The sequence below is a fragment of the uncultured Nostoc sp. genome, from assembly GCF_964245575.1.
In the GTDB taxonomy this organism is placed as follows: Bacteria; Cyanobacteriota; Cyanobacteriia; order Cyanobacteriales; family Nostocaceae; genus Nostoc.
In genome coordinates, this window is the sequence record NZ_CAXTNP010000023.1 from 14,498 (window position 1) to 32,914 (window position 18,417).

The window sequence follows — 18,417 nt, forward strand, 5'->3', positions numbered from 1 at the left end:
ATTAGGGGGCGCTGTAACTGGTTTTCATAACTTGTTTACACAAGCGATGAAAGTTAGTACATCCCTGACTATGATAAATAATCAGAGGATATAGTTCAGCGAGTAGAGGTTTGGGTGTTGTTCTGTTTAAAGAGAAGTCTAAGATAGGGACTCTCTTGGTGTAATATTATACTAAGTTAAATAGTGAAAAATAGTTGAAATAGCGCCTTATGTCAATTATTGCGCTCAGAGCGTGGTATATACAGGATTACGAGCCGATTCTCGAACTGGAAAAACGTCCGCCAGACATTCGCTTAAGCAAAAAAAGCTTGCTCAGATCAGCATTGCGAGCAGACTTTTTAGAAGAAAGCGACGAAGTTAAGAAATCAACTTGGTTTGGACGCTATTTGGAAGGGGAAAATATTGAATTTTATATTGAAGGTAGTGGTGGCTATTGCGTCGCCAACATTGACTTAATTAGTCATGAAATTTATTTTACCAAACAGGCGCTGTTGGCTCAGTTAGAACCAACGTTTTTTTTATCTTATCAAACAGAGTATGCCGCAGCGACGAATGTTCTTAGAGAAGAACTGCGAAAAAGTTTGGAAAGTTTAAATAAGCGATCGCGTCTTCCCCTAACATTAGTAGAATCCTCTCGCCCCAGTGGTGCTACTGTACGGATTAACCGCACTATCATGCGAAAAATCCGTAAGAGTTTGTTATTTATCGCTGACACCACACCCATTGCTAGTATTGATGGTAAAGAAACCCCCCAATTAATTCCCAGTCCGAATGTCTGTATTGAGATTGGCTATGCCATCCAAAGTAAGCGGTCTGAACAGATTTTACTAGCGCACATGCAACGCCCAGACTTTGAAGGGCAATTTCCCTTCGATTTACCGACACAGCAAATTTTGCAATTCCAAGACACCACAGAACTAAATAAAATCCTGACAGGAACTATTGAAAACCAGCTAGCACGATTCAAATTGTTTTTTTGACCTCTTTTATTTCTTCTATCTGTTTTTATTTATGATTAGCCAGCAGCTTAATTTCCCAGTCGGACTTGCTAGCTGTTTTTTATTCTCAATTTATGCTTTACAAAATTTAGCAATAACAATGCCCTCTGTAACACGAGGGCTTTTTTGTAGACCTTATACCAATTCGCAATTCGCTTTTTCGCCCATTCGCAATTGAGAAATTTAGATGAGCATTTTAGAGAGAATAAAGGCTGAAAGTATTGTTATTGCTTTAATTAGAATAAACGAACAGGTTTATTTTGCAGTTTGGAACTAATCGAGCTGACCCGATCAACCATAGAAATCATGTATTTGTAATCTGGTACTTGTCCATTGGGTACATACCCTACTTCTTGAGCTAAACCTGAAGGCGTATCGCTCATTACTTTACGGATGAACTCTTGACGGTTACGTTCTACATTAGGCCCAATTAAGACTACACCCAAGGGTACATAGTGAGGGTCTTTAAATAGGATACGGAATTGGGTTGACCCCAACTGTGAACCGTAGAGACTCAATTCAGCCTCCGAGACAGCACAGGCGATCGCTTTTCCTTGAGCAACCAATTCTAGCGCGGCTTTGGGTGTGGGTGCAAATAGTATGTCAGCTAGTGTTGTACCATAAAGATTGTAAAGAGGAAAATAATATCCTGTTGCTGAACCTAACTGACCTAAAGCGACTGTTTGACCTTGTAGCTGTTTTAAGTCGGATATTGGATTGTCTTTGCGAACAACGAAGATTGAACGTAAATTACTAATACCTATTAAAGGAAACAGGGGAACATATTGGTGACGTGCGATCGCAATAGCCGCTAAACCCGGTGGAGCAAATACCAACGACCAAGCACGAGCCTTAAGGCGCTCAACCGCTTTGTTTTCATTAAAAGCAGGCTCTAGCTGAATATATGAGTTTGTTTTTTCACCCAAGTAATTATTAAATTTAGCGTATTGGTTAATTATCTGTTCGCCTCCACCATAGTTGATAACACCAATAGTTAATGTACCCTCAAACTCTCGTGGTGATTGGCAAGCGGCAAATGTCAAACCTAGCAGATTAAACAGAAAAAAACGACGGGGAAATCGCAAAAACATCACTAATTATGCTTAAAGGAATAACTTGGCTTTCAAGACTAATTTAGATAAGTTTGAATGCTGCCTAAATAGGTTCAATTCCGACAAAAAGTTAATATTTATTTAAATATTGTTGAGATAGTTTTTAACAGGTATAAATAAATATTAGACAAACTCTGATATCGCCTTACTTGGTTAGGTTATGTTAAACAACATTACATTAAAGAACTTAAAAATAGGTGCTAAATTTAACTTACTTTTAATATTAGTTTTCATAGTCAGTATATTGGGTAGTGGCGTTGCCTTATCCAGTGTACTTCAGAGAAGGGCGCAAAATGAAGTTGCTTTCCAAGCGGAGATTCTTATTCAAATGGTGAACGCAGTTAGAAACTATACACAAAACCGTATAGTTCCCCTATTGGAACCGAGAGTAGATACTAACCCAACGTTCATACCTGAAGTAATACCAACTTTTTCCGCTAAAGAGGTTTTTGAAAATTTTCGTAAAAACCCGGAATATACAAACTTTTTTCATAAAGATGCAACACTTAATCCAACCAATTTAGCAGATAAAGCCGACGGTTTTGAAACTCAACTTGTAGAGCGTTTTCGCAACGAACCTAATACTCTAGAAATTACTGGCTTTCGCAGCTTGTCAGAAGGTGAAGTATTTTACATTGCACGACCACTTAAGATTACACAGCAGCAATGTCTGCGGTGTCATTCTACACCAGATAAGGCTCCTAAGAGTCAGTTGGTAACTTATGGCTCCGAAAATGGTTTTGGCTGGCAGCTAAATGATATTGTTTCTGCCCAAATAGTCTCTGTTCCTTCTGAAGATATTTTTGCCAATGCCAAACGGACTTGGATATGGATAATGGGACTTTTAATTACAATTTTTGCGATCATAGTTTTCTTAATTAACTTTTTAATCAAAAAATATGTGATTCAGCGCATCAGAAGAATAGAGAAAATAGCTCAAAAAGTTAGCATTGGTGATATGAATGCTGATTTTGAAGAAAGCTCTAAAGATGAAATTGGCGGGTTAGCAGAAGCATTTAATCGGATGAAAGCTAGCTTAAAAATAGCTATGGAGATGCTGAATAACCAGAGCTAATAATTCGGAATGACGCTCTCTACGAGACGCTAAAAGCGTAGCTTGCTTCTCTGTAAGAGTACGCGGACACGAGAAAGCGCGTCGCTAATGTAATTCGTAATTTACGGATAGAAAAACCCAATGGTTAAAAAATTAAGAAAGTAGGCGTTGCTGAAATTGCAAAGCTTTTTGAGGTTCGGGAATTTGTGATGCTAAAACATTCACAAATTCTGCACGAGAACTTTGCCCAGAAGACCTAACAGCCTTTTGGACTAAGAACCTAGCTATTGGCCCAATTAAATCAGCTAATTCTCGTTCGCACTGATGCACAAAGTTATCGCTGATTACTTGAGGTTCTTGGTTTGGTAAATTATTTGGCTTGATTTCAGATTGAACACTAAGTTGCTGTAGTAAAGTACGTTTATCTAGTAAAAACATTGTTTTCTTCTTAAAATCAATTTGTTGATTTCCTCGAAGATGAAGCGCCAATTGACTAATTAATTCTTCACAGTTGGGCGCTAATGCTGCAACTTGTCGTAGTAATCTTGAGGCAACGGGGCCGACAAATTGCAAAAGAATTGTTTCTAACCGACTGTAATTTTCTGTTGACAGGATAAAAGCAGGCGGATACCCAATTGAGTTTTGTTGAGAAAGTGAGTCTTGAGGCGGTTGTGTAAAAAATGATGATTGAAATGATTGCGCTTCTATTTTAGTATCGAGATGCTTAAGCACCTGTAGAACTTCAGCCGCAGACTGATAGCGCTGTTTGAAGTGGTGTAGAACCATCTTAGATAGCATAGATGCCAACTCAGAACTAACGTTAGCTTGATGCTGCCAAGAAATTTCTCCTGTATCTGGGTCTTCCTCAAAGTTTATCGGATGTACCCCTGTCAGCGATTGAATAGCAATAATGCCCAAGGAATAAATATCGCTGTTGGGGCGCGGCTTACCTTGCGCCTGTTCTGTAGACATATATCCTGGGGTGCCAATGGCAATAGTAGCCGCACTGCGTGCTGGAAATGTAAGCAGTTGAGTTTGGACTTGTTTGACTGCGCCAAAGTCAATCAGCACTAACTTGTCGTCTTGTTGTCGCCTGATTATATTGTCCGGCTTGATATCTCGATGGATAACGTTGCGGCTGTGAATAAATTGCAGAATATCCAACATTTGTTGGAGAAATTGAATTACTTTCTCTTCTATCCAAGGTTGATTGGGGAACAGTTCCGCTTTTAGAGTATGCCCTTCAATGAACTCTTGCACCAAGAAGAACTCTTGGTTGTCTTCAAAATAGGCTAAAAGTCGAGGAATCTGGTCATGGTAACCCAGTTGTTCTAGTGTTTCTGCCTCACCGGTAAATAACCGTCTGGCAGTTTCGAGAAATTCAGGGTTACGACTGACGGGCTTAAGGTGTTTGACAACGCATTTCGGGAATCCTGGTCGGTGGGTGTCTTGGGCTATGTACGTTTGACCGAATCCACCTTTACCTAACACTTGAAGGACTTGGTAACGTCCGTCTAATAATTGTCCTAACATTATGTCACAAGCCTTAAGTCCTCAAATTAATCTTGGCACAACTACCAGCTTTAGGAAGGTTTATTGAGATAGAAACTAGGTAGTGCTGAGATTTTAAGGTTTTTTGAGGATTACACTTTTAAGGAACTGGTTAAAAGATTAGCCGTCTACAGTGAAAAGTCATTGGGCATTAGAAAAGAGGCAAAGGGGCGGGGTGCTGCTTTTGCTGAGGGGAAAACTCTTCTCCCTTGCTCCCTGCCTTTTGCCCCTTGTCCCTTTGCTTCCAACCTCCCGTATGCTTACCCTTTTCATTCGGGGGTTACGTAGTTAACAATGGGTTGAATGTTTTTTAAATAATTCAACTTTATGGCTAGAACTCCAAATGAATATGCCGTATACCTCCTACTGGAAAGCGGCCACCGAGAAGAAGTACGTTTTCCTACTATTCAAGAGTTTCAGAAGTGGTATAGCGGCGAACTTGTGCCAAAATCTGCTTCTAATGACTTTATTAGCGTGCCGATCAAAAATATTCAAGGGGAATATATGGTAGTAAGACCTTCTCGGGTTGTGGCAATCCGGGTAGAACCCGTTTTTAGTTCCAGTGTTGAAAGATTCAACTAAATGATGAGAAAAACCTTTGCTTTGCTTTCCTTAAGTCTGGGAATTGCCCTTGTAAACCCTCTCTGGTCGGCTGTTGCTCAGGTTCCTAACTTCCTGCCGTTGCCAGTACCCATAACTCCTGATCTTCCACCTCAACCAGTACTAATTACTCCTGAGATAACGCCGCCCCTGAAACCAATTGCTATCGGAAGCGATTGTACGTTTCAGCAGACTTGCTTGGGTTTGGATGACCAAATTTGGGGTCAAAGTGGTAAAATAGGTGATCGCAACGCATTGTTGGCTTCCATTGATAACAGTCTGCTTTACCTAACAAAGAAAGAGGCGATCGCAGCATATCAAAATTATCCGATGAAGGAAATTACCCTTGATCGCGTCCAGAGGAGTTTGCTACGCTTCCGCCAACTGGTTGTCAGTTCTAACTCAGCAGCGCAATTACAAGCTGCTGTCAGCCGAGAGTTTGTCTTTTACCAGTCTGTGGGCAACGATGGCAGGGGTACTGTCAAGTTCACAGCTTACTACGAACCTGTTTACACCGCCAGCCGTGTCAGGACTGCAATATATAAGTATCCTCTTTATCGGCTACCACCTAATTTCAGCCAATGGCCCAAACCCCACCCAAAACGAATTGATTTGGAAGGGAAGGATGGTTTAAAAGGGAATAAGAGTAAATTGCGCGGTTTAGAACTACTTTGGTTCCGCGATCGGTTAGAGGCATACATGGTACATATTCAAGGTTCTGCCCAAATTAAATTAACTGATGGCAAAACAACATCAGTTGGCTATGCAGGTGGAACTGATTACCCTTGGACTAGCATCGGTAAAGAACTAGCCAAAGATGGCAAACTTCCACTAGCAGGATTGACAATGCCACGGATGATTAGTTACTTCCGACAAAAACCTCGCGAGTTGAGTAATTATCTACCCCGGTGGAAAAGATTTATTTTTTTCCAAGAAACAGGCGGTAGAGGAGCTACTGGTAGTATTCATGTGCCAGTAACAGCAGAACGTTCCATTGCTACAGATAAGTCTCTCATGCCACCGGGAGCGCTAGCGCTGATTTACAACTCATTTCCCTATCCTGCTGGTGGTGGCAAACTAGAGAGGCGTGCTGTCAGCCGCTTTGTGCTTGACCAGGATACAGGAAGCGCCATCAAAGGCCCCGGCCGGGTGGATTATTTCATGGGATCTGGTAAATTAGCAGGCGATCGCGCTGGCATCACAGGCGGTAATGGTTCACTATATTATTTGCTGCTTAAGGAATAGGGAATAGGGAATAGGGAATAGGGAATAGGGAATAGGGAATAGGGAATAGTTTTCCCAGTCCTCAGTCCCCAGTCCCCACTCCTACCTAATACGGCGGATAAGCAAAATCATCTTCATCAGCATAAACGTAAGAGTTGGAAACTCCTGCCATTGCCAATTTAGGCGTTTCTGATTTTACAGGTTCCTTCCCAAAATCTTTGTATTCTTCAAAAGTCTTACAAATCATTGCAGACTCAAGTGAATCGGAAGCAATTAAGTATTGTGTTAAAGTCCCAACGGTGGGATGTTTATAGTCTACAGTTGAAGCTACGAGAACTGTATTTGGTTCTATACCTCTTTCTTCACACTCAATTATCGGGCAAAAAATCCCGTGAGCGTGGAACAAAGGGCCTTTTGGTGTCAAAGGTTGCTTACGGTAAACAGCATAAGCTTTTTCTAGTTCAGCGACGAATCCACTAACTACTTTGCCTTGTTGATATTCGCAGTAGGTTTTGCTGAAACTCGCTCCGGCGGCACCATTAAGAGTTAGTTGTAGTGGTGATTCATGTAAAAACTTTTTATTCTCTCCCACTAGAAAAATTAAATAGCGAGTAAAGGTTTTAAATTTAAGTTTGTCGGCTAAAAAAGCATCATAATTCTCTTTGAGCGTACCCAGTTTTAAACCACTTTCCCGGTCTTTGACAGACAATGGCCCCCGACGCACTATAACCACGCGTGGAGTAGTGGTAATAAAGACCGTTTCGACTCCAGAGGTAAATTCATGCTCCACTTGTTGCCAATTATCATCTGGCACAAAGCCGACAGCATTGGCATTATCCAGCTTAATCGCCAAACCGTGGGATTGCATACCATCTGTGCCATATCGAGGATTAATCATCTGACACCAGGGAAGGACTTGAGAAGGCGGTGCATTAAATTTATCGTCTTCAAAGTCGAAATTAGCAGATGCTTTCATCGTTTTAGGCTATCAAAGTGTTTTATTGAACAAGTTTATCCGCAGGGCGCTGAGGAAACGAGAGCCAGTTATGTGCTGTAGTTCCCAAATAGGAACTCAAACTGGCATAGTAGTTTTTCCAGATTAAGACAGAATCAATCTATGTTGCAATCCCTGTTTCGTTTTTTAACAACAGATTATCACTTTGGCATATCCTTATTTCCGTCCAATTTTCTGCTATTTTCGGGCGAGAATCCGATAAAATCACTCAATCAGGACTTACGCAAAAATTGTCAAAAAGCTTAATTTATCGTCCGGGTAAGCGCATCTCAAATGGGATTGACAAAACGTACATTTAATGGATTAACCATAGAATAGGGATTTATGGTTCGGTTGATTTCTACAGGCTAATAGTGATGTCTACGATGGTCACTGAGCGGCTGGTGAGCGGAGTCGAACCATGCCGTTCGCGCAGCGTCTCGTAGAGAAGTGCGGGCTACGCCTACGCCTAATTTATTATCAATAAGCTGGCTTTAATGCGATTAGTTAGGTCTTTATTGAGATTAGAGCTTTGTTTTTGACAAGATGCGCTTACCCTGTTTTAGAGAGACTAGGTTTTCAGGTTTTGATGCTTATTTATAAAACCTGAATTTTAGTAGCACAGCATAAGGGGAGCGGTAGAACTAAATTTATTAGCGAATTCCTAATTATTTTCTAGCACTTTTCAACTGTTTCCAGAGAAAATGAATTTATTTATAAGCCTCTTCTGGAGAAAGTTTACCTCCAGTTTGTAGACTACAAATATAGTTTATTCGTTGAGTAAAATCTTGGAGTTTAGCATTAAATACTAAAGACTCTGGTTGAAATTGCCTATAGTATGGACTAAGAGCATATAGTAAATCAGATCGTTGGTTCATAAGTGTTTAAAGTATTAAAAATTATAAATTCTTCCATTGAAAAACTCTAACAAAGCTTTTGCCGACCATTTTGGCAAGCATTACAGGAAGAAGTTTTCGGTTCAAAATCAATACAAGCGATCGCTTCTTCGGAACAAGCTTTAATAGGGTGTACAGTACATTTGAGGCGGTAGTCGTTAGTAAAATATTCACAACCGTGACAGGGAATTTGATGCAACATTTTTAAATAATTGATGCCTTTTTTCAAAGTTAACCAGATACTCATAGCAAAGAGAATCATAATTACGCACGCACAAAAAATGCCAAAAATTGTAGCTAACATTATTTATCCTCATAAAAAATATCGAAAAATTTTCCTAGCCTACTGGTTTTAACCGCAGGTATGATATCAAATTGTCCAACTATGTATTGTTTAAAAAACAGAGTCAAGTATTATAAACTATCTGTATTAAGCCTTAAGCTATATGTCTTAATTACGAATTAGCTTTCCGGCAGGAACAAACTGAATCCAACTGACACAGAGATTGTCAGAAGTCTAGAATCTGTTCTGCTACCAAAGTCGGCTGGAAGAAGTGAAAAAAATGCCGCCCTTGTTGACATTCCCAATAGCGATCGCCTGACATCAAATAAGGTCGCCATCCTCGCAAAGTGTCGGGTTCTACTATGATGTCGTCAGTACTACCACAAACCATCAAGGGTACAGGGACTGGACAGGGAGAGACATTTATCTGTTTAAATAGAGAGTGCGGTGAAAGTGAGCAATTTAAGTCATGCTCTAAAATACTTACTAGACACTTAACAGTGTCTTCGTTTTGATAGCTAAAGAGGTTGTACACCATCGCAGTGAGAATCTTTTGCCGACTCAAAAACGGGCGATGGGTATAATAATGAGCTTGCTGTTTAAACATTTGTATTTCCGAAAAAGTAACCAATTTTTGATATATTTTGCTTTTATTACTGGGCAGATAATACTTGTAAAGACGTAGTATTCTACGTCTTTACATAATGCCTACTAAGTTGCTACATGACTAAATCGAATTGATAGCAATTCCCGCAAATACAGCAACACTATTCAACAATAGATAAGCAAAGATTACTCCACCAATCCCACCAATTAGAAAGCCGTCAGTAAACTGACTCCATCTTTCAGTAGAATTTAGAGTCTGTGGCACACGAGGAACTGTTGCAACCGTTGCTGGTCGTGGATAGATTTCTTGCTGTCTTTCAAAGGTGGTAGTGCCATAAATTGAAAAAGCAATTGTCAGGATCAAAATCAAACTGCCTGCGGCTAGTAAACCAAGCAAGTTACCCATATTAGAATTGCCTAATAAACCTAATGAACCTAATGTTGCAAAAGGGCCAACCAGCCAGTAGCCATGAGCCATACCAATTTCCAATCCCCGCGCCAGAGGAGATATACCACGGCGGTAAATTGGCAAGTATTTGAGAAACTTCAGCGTCAAATCAGAGGAGTTGACTAAGCTTGCTTGATTACTCGTTTGGCGCTCTACCCGTGGCGGCTGAACCATGTCACCATTTTTAAAATCAAATCCGGCGGCGATCGCACGGACACGCAGTGCGTGCCAAATGTGACCTAACAGAAATATTAGCGCTAGGACAAAATGGAAAGTTACTAACCAACCACGAGCAGAAACTATACCAGTAGAAGTTTCTATAGCTTTAACCGGGCCATAAAAAACTTCGGGATAGACGGTGTTATTGACTGAAGCAAAGTATGCTGCTAAAAAGCCCATGTATGCTACAGCACCAATGCTATAAGATAGATATGCTTCCCCTGAGTAAATTAAAACTTGTCGCGCCCAGGCAAATGGCTTAGTCAAGATATGGAAAATACCACCGCCAATTAGCATCAAACCAACCCAGATGTGACCGCCGACAACATCTTCCAAGTTATCGACAGCTGCCATTCCGTCTGATCCCCAAACCCCAAACAGATAGCCAAAGATGCGGAATGGGTTGAGCGTCGGATGATTGATTATCCTTACGTTTCCACCGCCAGCAGCCCAGGGGTCAAATAGTCCACCCCAAAACATTGCCTTGGCAACTAAAGCTAAAGCACCCAAACCTAAAAGCGTTAGGTGAATGCCCAAGATTGTTGTCATCTTGTCTTTATCCTTCCAGTCATAGCCAAAAAAGCCAGCCCAAGTAGGATTGTCTTCTAACACCTCTGGCCCCAGCAGAGAGTGGTAAATACCACCAGCTGCCAGAATTACTGAAGGTATCAGATGCAAGACGCTGATTACGAAGTAGGGATACGTGCTAATAACTTGCCCACCAGCACCGACACCAAAACCCAGAGTTGCTAGATGAGGTAGTATGATTAACCCTTGCTCATACATTGGCTCATTAGGATTGAAGCGCGACAATTCAAACAGGGTCATCCCTCCAGCCCATAATAAAATTAATGCAGAATGGGCAATATGAGCGCCTAGTAATTTTCCTGATAAATTAGTGAGACGAAAGTTACCAGCCCACCAACCAACATCAGGTATCTGTTGCTTATATGGGCTATCTTCAATTACTGCTGTCATTTCCAGTACTCCTTGAGAATTTTTAGCAATATTATTGAGCTTTTACTTCAAAGCAATTGCAAATTTATTGTATTAAATTGAATTTAGCTAATTGGTTGGGGAATTACCGCCTCCTGACTCACCCTACCTTTGCGAAAATCGAACCCACGCGCCCGCAAGGCGTGCCAGATATGACCTTGGAGAAAGAAGAAAGCTAACCAAAAATGGGCATTAGCTAACCAAGTCCGGGCAGTTACAAGGTCAGGATCAGGTGATGAAAAGTACGGCACGATATTCTGTTTAACCACGAGTGCCGGACCATAAAAAACTTCCGGGTAAACAGTAGTGTTTACCGATACGAAGAGAGTTGCAATAAAACCCATCAATGCTAAAGCGCCCAGACTGTATGAGAGGTAAGCTTCTCCAGACCAAACAAATAGTGGATGCGTCCAGGTAAAGGGCTTAGTCACAATGTGGAAAAGTCCACCGAAAATCAATATCGCACCAACCCAAATGTGACCGCCAATCACATCTTCAAGGTTGTCAACACCAGCAATCCAGAATTTACTAATTCCGCCAAACAGATAGCCAAAAATGACACCTGGGTTTAATGTCGGATTTGTAATTACTCGCACATCTTCAATATTGGGGTCGTACAAACCACCAAAGTACATTGCTTTGACAACTAACAAGAATGCTCCAAAACCTAGTAAAACCAGGTGAATACCAAGAATTGTAGTCATTTTGCCTGTATCTGCCCAATCGTAGCCGAAGAAAGGAACTCTGCCCTCTAATTTTTCGGGACCACGTAGGGAATGAAAGATTCCTCCAAAGCCTAGAAAAGCTGAGGAAATCAGATGTAAAGCTCCGATTACGAAATAGGGATAAGTATCCAAAACTGCACCCTCTGCACCTACACCCCAACCTTGAGCAGCTAGGTGAGGTAGCAAAATTAAGCCTTGTTCGTACATCGGGTTTGCTGGATTAAAATGGGCTAGCTCAAATAAAGTCATAGCTCCTGCCCAGAAAACTATCAGACCAGCATGAGCAACATGAGCGCCTAGTAATTTCCCCGATAAGTTAGTCAGCCTTGCGTTACCAGCCCACCAAGGCGAGTCGGCGAGGTCTTGCTCCACCGACAGCGGACTTGTAGAAGTTGTCATTTTACACCTTTCTAAATTTATTGACAATATTATGCAACAACTTAAAAAAAAGCTTACATTAAATTTTTGCTTAATGCAATTAAATTTCATTAATTTTGGGAAGATGGTGACTGACGACTTTCAGTAGACCGAAAAGTTCTGCGATGTACTTTGCCCTAAAAGGAAATCCCAATTTCTCAGTTACGGCTTGGTTTGAGTTTTGGTGTTAGTGGTCAGAAAGAGTTGGAAGGAGAAAGGGAAAGAAATATCACGAGATTGTTTGTTATGTCAGTAGGCTGCTTTGCACGGCAAAGGAATTTGCTGGTGGTATTCGCGGACATTGGGGTATCGAAAATCGCCTGAAGAGTAAGACTATTTTCATCAATAGATTGCAGTAGGGGAAACACCAGGGTGATGTGCGGTTCAATTAAATCAACTTGCGGATCATATTTATGCCTAAATTTATTGATCCGCTCTGTGTTGATATTTAGGTAATATACGAGCGCGTAAGCCATGCTTATGAATACTTTTTCGATGCTACTTTTTGTTCCTCCCGTGGTTAAATCAAGATTAGCCAATTACTATAAACTCAAAGCAGCGAGAGTCTTTAAATCCGGCACTTCTAAGTCAGGTTGACTTACTGCTGATCCTGTGATACTCAGTCCTTTTTGACCGACTCGACGGTTTACCCAGACTGTTGATATTCCCAGAGATTTGGCTGTAAGGATATCGTGATATACACTAGCAGCAACGTGTAATATCTGGTCTAGAGGCAAATCAATTCTTTCAATAGCCAGTCTGAAGTTGTTTAAGGAGGGTTTGTAGCTTTTTGCCTGTTCTGCTGTGATTATCTGGTCAAATTCCACTTTTAAGTGCTTTGCCGAGAAAGCAAAGAGATCGTCATCGACATTTGAGATAATTACCAGCTTAAAGTTTGAAGTGAAAGCTCTAAGTGCCTCAACTGTATCGGGAAAAGGCAGCCAATGTTGAATCGAATCAGCAAGTGAATTTACTTCGTCAGCAGTTGGCTCAAAGCCAAATCGTTCACCAAATTTCTGGACTACTCTTTTCAAAACTTCTCGATATTTGATATATTCTCCTTTTTCCAGTTCTGCTTCAAATTCAGCAAACAGTTCCAGAATTTGCTCGTCATCCAAATTAGTGTTATGTGCTAGCAGAAGTGGCTTTAGTACCCCTAAGATACCGTTCTCCCAATCAATCAGGGTTCCGTAACAATCGAAAGTTAAAGCCTTATACTGATTTAAGTTAATCATTTTTTTATACTTTAGAGCTTGATTAATAGTGTTCAGTTTTCCCAAACCAAAAGACGGGTGAACCCATTTGCGTTGGCGTAGCCCGCCGCAGGCATCGCCACATTTGCCGCTCTTAAAGTCTTGTGAACATTTGTTCTATATCAAAGCAGAGTTTAAGTAGGTAAACAAGAAAAGACCAAACTGTGTGAAGATAAGCAAATAGATGGGCACAAAAAAACTAAACTATCTTAAGAAAGATAAAGTAGGCTAAAATCCACTTGCCTCTTGCCTTTAGCATAGCTGCTTGCTACCTTATTTTAACGACAAATATTTACGCCACCCTACTTCGGGTGTGGGATAATGTTATCTCATATAAGGAATTATTCCTAACTATAGTTTGTATGGATGTTAAATTTCAGGATACACAAGCGAATACCACTGAACAATTAAACTCAAGTAAACAGCCATCTCATAGCAAGCCATCTGTAACTTTTTCCGTAGCAGAGGCAGTGGTTAAAATCCTGGAAGATATGGGAGTGCAGTATGCGTTTGGTGTTTCGGGAGGCGCGATCGCCCCAGTGTGGGCTGCATTACACCAAAGTTCCATCCAAGTGCTGCACTTTCGCCATGAAGCTGGAGCAGCTTTTGCAGCCATTGAGGCGCATTTTGTTAGCGATCGCCCGGTTGTGGTATTCACTACTACAGGGTCGGGGATCACCAACGCTTTGACAGGGTTGTTAGCTGCCCGTTGGGAGGGCGCTAAGGTGATTCTTGTGTCAGCTTCAACTTCAGCACTACAGCGTGGACGGTGGGCTTTCCAGGAAACCAGCGCGTACACTATGCCCAGCACAAGTATTTTTACTTCGGGGCAAATATTCCATTACGCGACTACTCTCGAATGTAGCGATGAACTCCCAGAAGTTTCTCGAAGGCTTGCCCTTGGACTAAGACAACCAGGAGGATTCGTAGCTCATATAAGTATTCCAACAAATATCCAGACAAGTTTACTAAAGATATCATTGCCACGAGTAACTCTGTCTCATGCTGTGGCAACAGTAAGTGAGGAAACAATCGCAGAATGTGTCCGGTTACTGTCTAAAGGGCCCTTTGCCATCTGGGTTGGCTTTGGTGCACGCGATGCTGCAGAAGAGATTCACCAACTTGCTGAGAGAACAGGGGCTGCGGTAATGTGTTCGCCGCGTGGTAAAGGGATTTTTCCCGAAGATCATCCACAATTTGTAGGAGTCACAGGCTTTGCTGGACACAAGTCTGTTTTGACATATATGCAGGAGTACTGTCCTTTGCATACTTTGGTTCTGGGAACACGCCTTGGTGAGTTTACCTCGTTCTGGAACCCTACCATGATTCCCCAGCGAGGATTTTTGCATATTGACATCGACCCAGATGTGCCAGGAGCAGCGTATCCATATGCCGAGACATTTGCTATCCAGTCTGACGTAAAAGTGTTCATAAAGGAGCTGCTGAAGCACTTTTCTATAAGTAATAGTCGCTCAACGGCCGTAACGCTGCCTCGACCTGAACTTGATTTAATCAAGCCCTGTACAGGTGGTTTAGTGCGACCCAAAGTACTTATGGATGCGATTCAACAGGTGATTGTTGAAGGAAGTGATGCAGTAGTGATGGCTGAGTCGGGTAACTCGTTTGCGTGGGGAATTCACCATCTGCGATTTACTAAACTAGGCCGCTTTCGCGTCAGTACTGGCTTTGGGTCTATGGGGCATTTCGTTACGGGTGTTGTAGGTGCGGCACTGGCGAGAAATGGCAAGGCTGTCGCAATTGTCGGGGATGGTGCGATGCTTATGAATAACGAGATAAGTACGGCCGTGCAACACCAAATTTCTGCTGTCTGGATTGTACTTAACGACTCGTGCTACAACATGTGTGACCAGGGAACAACGATGCAAGGGTTCAAAGGTGTAAATGTAGAGATTCCGCAGGCGGATTTCGTTAAGATTGCCTGGGGGATGGGAGCTGATGGGATTCGTGTCGAAAGGGAGTCTGACATTCAGGCTGCACTAGAAAAAGCGCTTGCTTCAACTAATCCGTTCGTTGTTGATGTAATAATTGACCCAAGTTGGAAGGCACCGATTGCAAATCGTATTAATAATTTAATTTCTCAAAGCACTACAAATTATTAAGAGAACCTTGAACATGGTGTACCCCTCAGTAGGCATTTGCTCACTAACAGTCAGCTTTCCTAGCATTAGACGTACAAAAGATTATTACAAACAGAAATACCCTGAGATAGTTGCTCAAGTAGAGCAAAAAAGCTTGGCAAGGATGATCTCTTTAAATAATTCCACGCCCAGCAGCAAGTTTGAGTTAGAGATGATGCCTTATCTGTCAGATCCTTTTCGGGGAACTGTTGAGCAGAGGATACTTGCTCCCAATGAGTCGTCACTAACCCTAGAGTATCGCGCAGCAAAGGATGCTCTCGAAGCGGCAAAGCTTTCTGTCAACGACGTGGATCTTTTGCTCGTCGCCTCGTTTTTACCTGAACAAATCGGATTTGGCAATGCCGCCTTCCTTGCTCGTCAACTGGGGCTACAGTGTGGTGCATGGAATCTTGATGCATCATGTGCTAGTACTCCGATTGCCCTTCAAACTGCTTGTGCTTTAGTACAAGCAGGAATACACCGCAATGTGCTAGTAGCGATCTCATGTACATACTCTCGCTTCTTCGATAAAGACGATACTCTTTCATGGTTTTTTAGCGATGGTGCTGGAGCTTTCCTGGTTAGTTCACTAAAACCGAACCAAGGCATTCTTGGCACAAAGACAGTTAATACCAGTATTTTGTGCGATCAATTCTCTTTTAAACTTACTGAGGACAAACAAGGCAATCAACGGCTTCAGATGCAGGTGCCCAAGGGTACGAACAAAGTGATCGGCGAAACAGCTGCGGATCTACTGCTTACTTGTTGTGAGGGGGCTATTGCTGCTGCTGGCGTAACCTTAGAGCAAATTGACTTTTTTATTTTTAATACTCCGACTGCTTGGTTTGCAAGCTTCTGTACGCGTGTATTGGGCATTGACCCAGAGCGCACAATCAATGTCTACCCTCTCTATGCAAATATTGGACCAGCACTAACCATAGCTAATTTATACCACGCTGTTCAGCTGGGCAAAATTCATGAAAATGACTTGGTTTTGATCTATGGTTTTGGCGCAGCCAGTTCTGCCTCTGCAAGCGTGATGCGCTGGGGCAATGTGACGCTAGGTCCTGTTCCGATCAATGAACCTGATTCGACAGTGAAAAGTTCCGAAACTAGAAGTATCATTCCTTGCTAATATATCCACCAGGATTTAAAACATAGTTAATAGTTAAATGAAAAAAACAATTCTGACGACAGGATTTCTCCTGTTGTCTTTCATGTTTCCGCTTAAAATTCTAGCTGCACAGAATTATCAGGATATTTATGTTTTTGGTGACAGCTTTTCTGATATGGGAAATGCATTCAATGCCACAAATAGAACCTTTCCCCCAAGTCCAACATACTTTGATGGACGTTTTTCCAATGGTCCAGTTTGGGTAGAATATCTGGCACAAGACTTAGGATTATCCTTCAATCCTCGCACTAACTTTGCCTATGGAGGGGCTACCACCGGAGTCGATAACATTAGCGTTCCTGGGTTACCCGGATTGCAACAGCAAATCTCTAGCTTTACAGCAGAAAATCCGTCTGTTAATCCCAACGCCCTCTACATCGTATGGGCTGGTGCTAATGATTACTTCAGTTACTTTGCGGGAAATGTTCCCAACCCTAATCAGACAGTCGCAAATTTATCAGCAGCAGTGACATCCCTTGCTGCCATAGGCGCTCAAGATATTATGGTAGTTAACCAGCCAGATTTGGGAAAGTTTCCAGTTGCAAACTTCAATAGTCAAATACCCAGCTTGTTCAGTACGTTATCTAATGCACATAACTCTGCCTTGGACGCGACCATCAACTTTTTGAGCCAGCAATTAAACCCTGATATCAACATCATTCCTCTTAACATTAATAACTTATTTAGTAGGATCATTGCCGAGCCAAAGGAATTCGGTCTAACGAATGTTACCAACTATTGCTTACAAAAATCGGTAGTGCCTTTAAATTTGCCTACACAACCAGTAGCCTGTAATCCAGATGAGTTTTTATTTTGGGACCCTGTCCATCCTACAACCGCTGCTCATCAGCTAATCGGAGAATATGCATTTTCAGTACTGAAGCCAGCGTCTGTCCCTGAACCTTCTACTGGGTTAGGGGTATTGGCTTTTGGTGCCTTGGGTACAGTTTTGTTCTGGAAACGCGAATAACTATTTGTGTTAGTCCTCTCTAATTCTCAAGCGCACCTAAATTTTTGAGAATAATTTTTTCAGCCTCTTTTAAACCAATCACTCCATTAATATTCATGCCTTCGTAAAGTTTAGAGTTTCTCAAAGTTGTCAAGCACTCACCAGTCTTTACATTCCAAAGCTTTATAGTCTCATCTTCACTACTACTGGCTATGGTTTGAGTGTCAGGACTAAAGGCTACTGACCAGACTAACTTAGAATGTCCCAAGAAAGTTTTTACACAGATGCCTGTACTGACATTCCATAGTTTCACATTTTGATCACCGCTACCACTTGCCAATGTACAAGCATCTAGAAAGGTGACTGAGTATATTGAACTGGTATGTCCCTCTAAAGTTTCAATATTCTGACCTGTGTTGACATTCCACAGCTTGATTGTTTGATCAGTGCTACCACTTGCCAGCGTTCGACCATCAGGACTAAAGGCAAGTGACCATATCCAATCATAATGACCATGCAGAGTCTGAAGACAACGACCACTGGCGACATCCCATAGCCTTATTATTTTATCATGACAACCACTGGCTAGCAGATGACCATCTGGGCTGAAGGCAACCACCCATACCCAATGCATATGCCCTTGCAAAATATCGAGGCACTGACCTGTTTTAATATTCCATAGCCTTACTGTCTGGTCTTGACAACCACTGGCTAGCAGATGACCGTCTGGACTAAAGGCGACTGATGTGACTCGATTACTATGTCCCTGAAAAGTTTTGA

Annotated in this window: 17 protein-coding genes; 7 read left to right on the forward strand and 10 right to left on the reverse strand. The window is 41.8% G+C overall.

Annotated features, from left to right (window positions below):
- The first annotated feature begins 209 nt into the window (after positions 1-209).
- Positions 210-980, forward strand: coding sequence for a hypothetical protein (locus ACFFAP_RS06045; RefSeq protein WP_375510379.1), 771 nt, complete (start codon positions 210-212; stop codon positions 978-980).
- 254 nt (positions 981-1,234) lie between these two features.
- Here the strand turns inward: ACFFAP_RS06045 and ACFFAP_RS06050 are convergent, their stop codons facing one another.
- Complete coding sequence (locus ACFFAP_RS06050) at positions 1,235-2,089, reverse strand: phosphate/phosphite/phosphonate ABC transporter substrate-binding protein (RefSeq protein WP_375510380.1); 855 nt, start codon at positions 2,087-2,089, stop codon at positions 1,235-1,237.
- A gap of 181 nt (positions 2,090-2,270) precedes the next feature.
- Between ACFFAP_RS06050 and ACFFAP_RS06055 the strand changes: the two genes are divergently transcribed.
- Entirely contained in the window at positions 2,271-3,185 is a 915-nt protein-coding gene (locus ACFFAP_RS06055; protein ID WP_375510381.1) for a DUF3365 domain-containing protein, read from the forward strand.
- Positions 3,186-3,317: 132 nt separating this feature from the next.
- Here the strand turns inward: ACFFAP_RS06055 and ACFFAP_RS06060 are convergent, their stop codons facing one another.
- Entirely contained in the window at positions 3,318-4,697 is a 1,380-nt protein-coding gene (locus tag ACFFAP_RS06060) for a protein kinase (RefSeq protein WP_375510382.1), read from the reverse strand.
- A gap of 345 nt (positions 4,698-5,042) precedes the next feature.
- On the opposite strand from ACFFAP_RS06060, the gene ACFFAP_RS06065 reads away from it, so the two are divergent.
- Positions 5,043-5,297 (forward strand): hypothetical protein, encoded by a 255-nt coding sequence (locus tag ACFFAP_RS06065; protein ID WP_109010830.1) that lies wholly within the window; start codon positions 5,043-5,045, stop codon positions 5,295-5,297.
- A 3-nt stretch (positions 5,298-5,300) separates the two neighbouring features.
- Positions 5,301-6,560 (forward strand): murein transglycosylase A, encoded by a 1,260-nt coding sequence (locus ACFFAP_RS06070; protein WP_375510401.1) that lies wholly within the window; start codon positions 5,301-5,303, stop codon positions 6,558-6,560.
- A gap of 85 nt (positions 6,561-6,645) precedes the next feature.
- Here ACFFAP_RS06070 and ACFFAP_RS06075 read toward each other — a convergent pair whose 3' ends face one another.
- The 7 genes from ACFFAP_RS06075 to ACFFAP_RS06105 all read right to left on the reverse strand — a co-directional run bounded on the left by ACFFAP_RS06075 (position 6,646) and on the right by ACFFAP_RS06105 (position 13,358).
- Positions 6,646-7,515, reverse strand: a complete 870-nt coding sequence (locus ACFFAP_RS06075) for a DUF5895 domain-containing protein (protein WP_375510383.1) — start codon at positions 7,513-7,515, stop codon at positions 6,646-6,648.
- Positions 7,516-8,243: 728 nt separating this feature from the next.
- Positions 8,244-8,411 carry a hypothetical protein gene (locus ACFFAP_RS06080; RefSeq protein ID WP_375510384.1) on the reverse strand — a complete coding sequence of 56 codons (168 nt, stop codon included), beginning with the start codon at positions 8,409-8,411 and terminating at the stop codon, positions 8,244-8,246.
- 46 nt (positions 8,412-8,457) lie between these two features.
- Positions 8,458-8,733 carry a hypothetical protein gene (locus tag ACFFAP_RS06085; RefSeq protein ID WP_375510385.1) on the reverse strand — a complete coding sequence of 92 codons (276 nt, stop codon included), beginning with the start codon at positions 8,731-8,733 and terminating at the stop codon, positions 8,458-8,460.
- 205 nt (positions 8,734-8,938) lie between these two features.
- Entirely contained in the window at positions 8,939-9,319 is a 381-nt protein-coding gene (locus ACFFAP_RS06090; RefSeq protein ID WP_375510386.1) for an alpha/beta fold hydrolase, read from the reverse strand.
- Between the two features lie 120 nt (positions 9,320-9,439).
- Positions 9,440-10,963 carry a chlorophyll a/b binding light-harvesting protein gene (locus ACFFAP_RS06095; protein ID WP_375510387.1) on the reverse strand — a complete coding sequence of 508 codons (1,524 nt, stop codon included), beginning with the start codon at positions 10,961-10,963 and terminating at the stop codon, positions 9,440-9,442.
- An 83-nt stretch (positions 10,964-11,046) separates the two neighbouring features.
- On the reverse strand, positions 11,047-12,105 hold the full coding sequence (locus tag ACFFAP_RS06100) for a chlorophyll a/b binding light-harvesting protein (protein ID WP_375510388.1): 1,059 nt from the start codon (positions 12,103-12,105) through the stop codon (positions 11,047-11,049).
- Positions 12,106-12,665: 560 nt separating this feature from the next.
- On the reverse strand, positions 12,666-13,358 hold the full coding sequence (locus tag ACFFAP_RS06105) for a haloacid dehalogenase type II (protein ID WP_375510389.1): 693 nt from the start codon (positions 13,356-13,358) through the stop codon (positions 12,666-12,668).
- Between the two features lie 380 nt (positions 13,359-13,738).
- Here ACFFAP_RS06105 and ACFFAP_RS06110 point away from each other — a divergent pair, with 380 nt between their 5' ends.
- From ACFFAP_RS06110 to ACFFAP_RS06120, 3 genes are read left to right on the forward strand one after another with little or no spacing between them, the layout of a single operon-like run.
- The gene (locus tag ACFFAP_RS06110) at positions 13,739-15,496 is read left to right on the forward strand and encodes a ScyA-related TPP-binding enzyme (protein ID WP_375510390.1); all 1,758 of its coding nucleotides are present in this window, start codon (positions 13,739-13,741) and stop codon (positions 15,494-15,496) included.
- Between the two features lie 13 nt (positions 15,497-15,509).
- On the forward strand, positions 15,510-16,649 hold the full coding sequence (locus ACFFAP_RS06115; RefSeq protein WP_375510391.1) for a 3-oxoacyl-ACP synthase III family protein: 1,140 nt from the start codon (positions 15,510-15,512) through the stop codon (positions 16,647-16,649).
- A gap of 37 nt (positions 16,650-16,686) precedes the next feature.
- Positions 16,687-17,658 carry an SGNH/GDSL hydrolase family protein gene (locus ACFFAP_RS06120; protein ID WP_375510392.1) on the forward strand — a complete coding sequence of 324 codons (972 nt, stop codon included), beginning with the start codon at positions 16,687-16,689 and terminating at the stop codon, positions 17,656-17,658.
- 19 nt (positions 17,659-17,677) lie between these two features.
- Here ACFFAP_RS06120 and ACFFAP_RS06125 read toward each other — a convergent pair.
- Positions 17,678-18,417 (reverse strand): WD40 repeat domain-containing protein (locus tag ACFFAP_RS06125; RefSeq protein WP_375510393.1); only part of this gene is annotated, 740 nt, incomplete at its 5' end.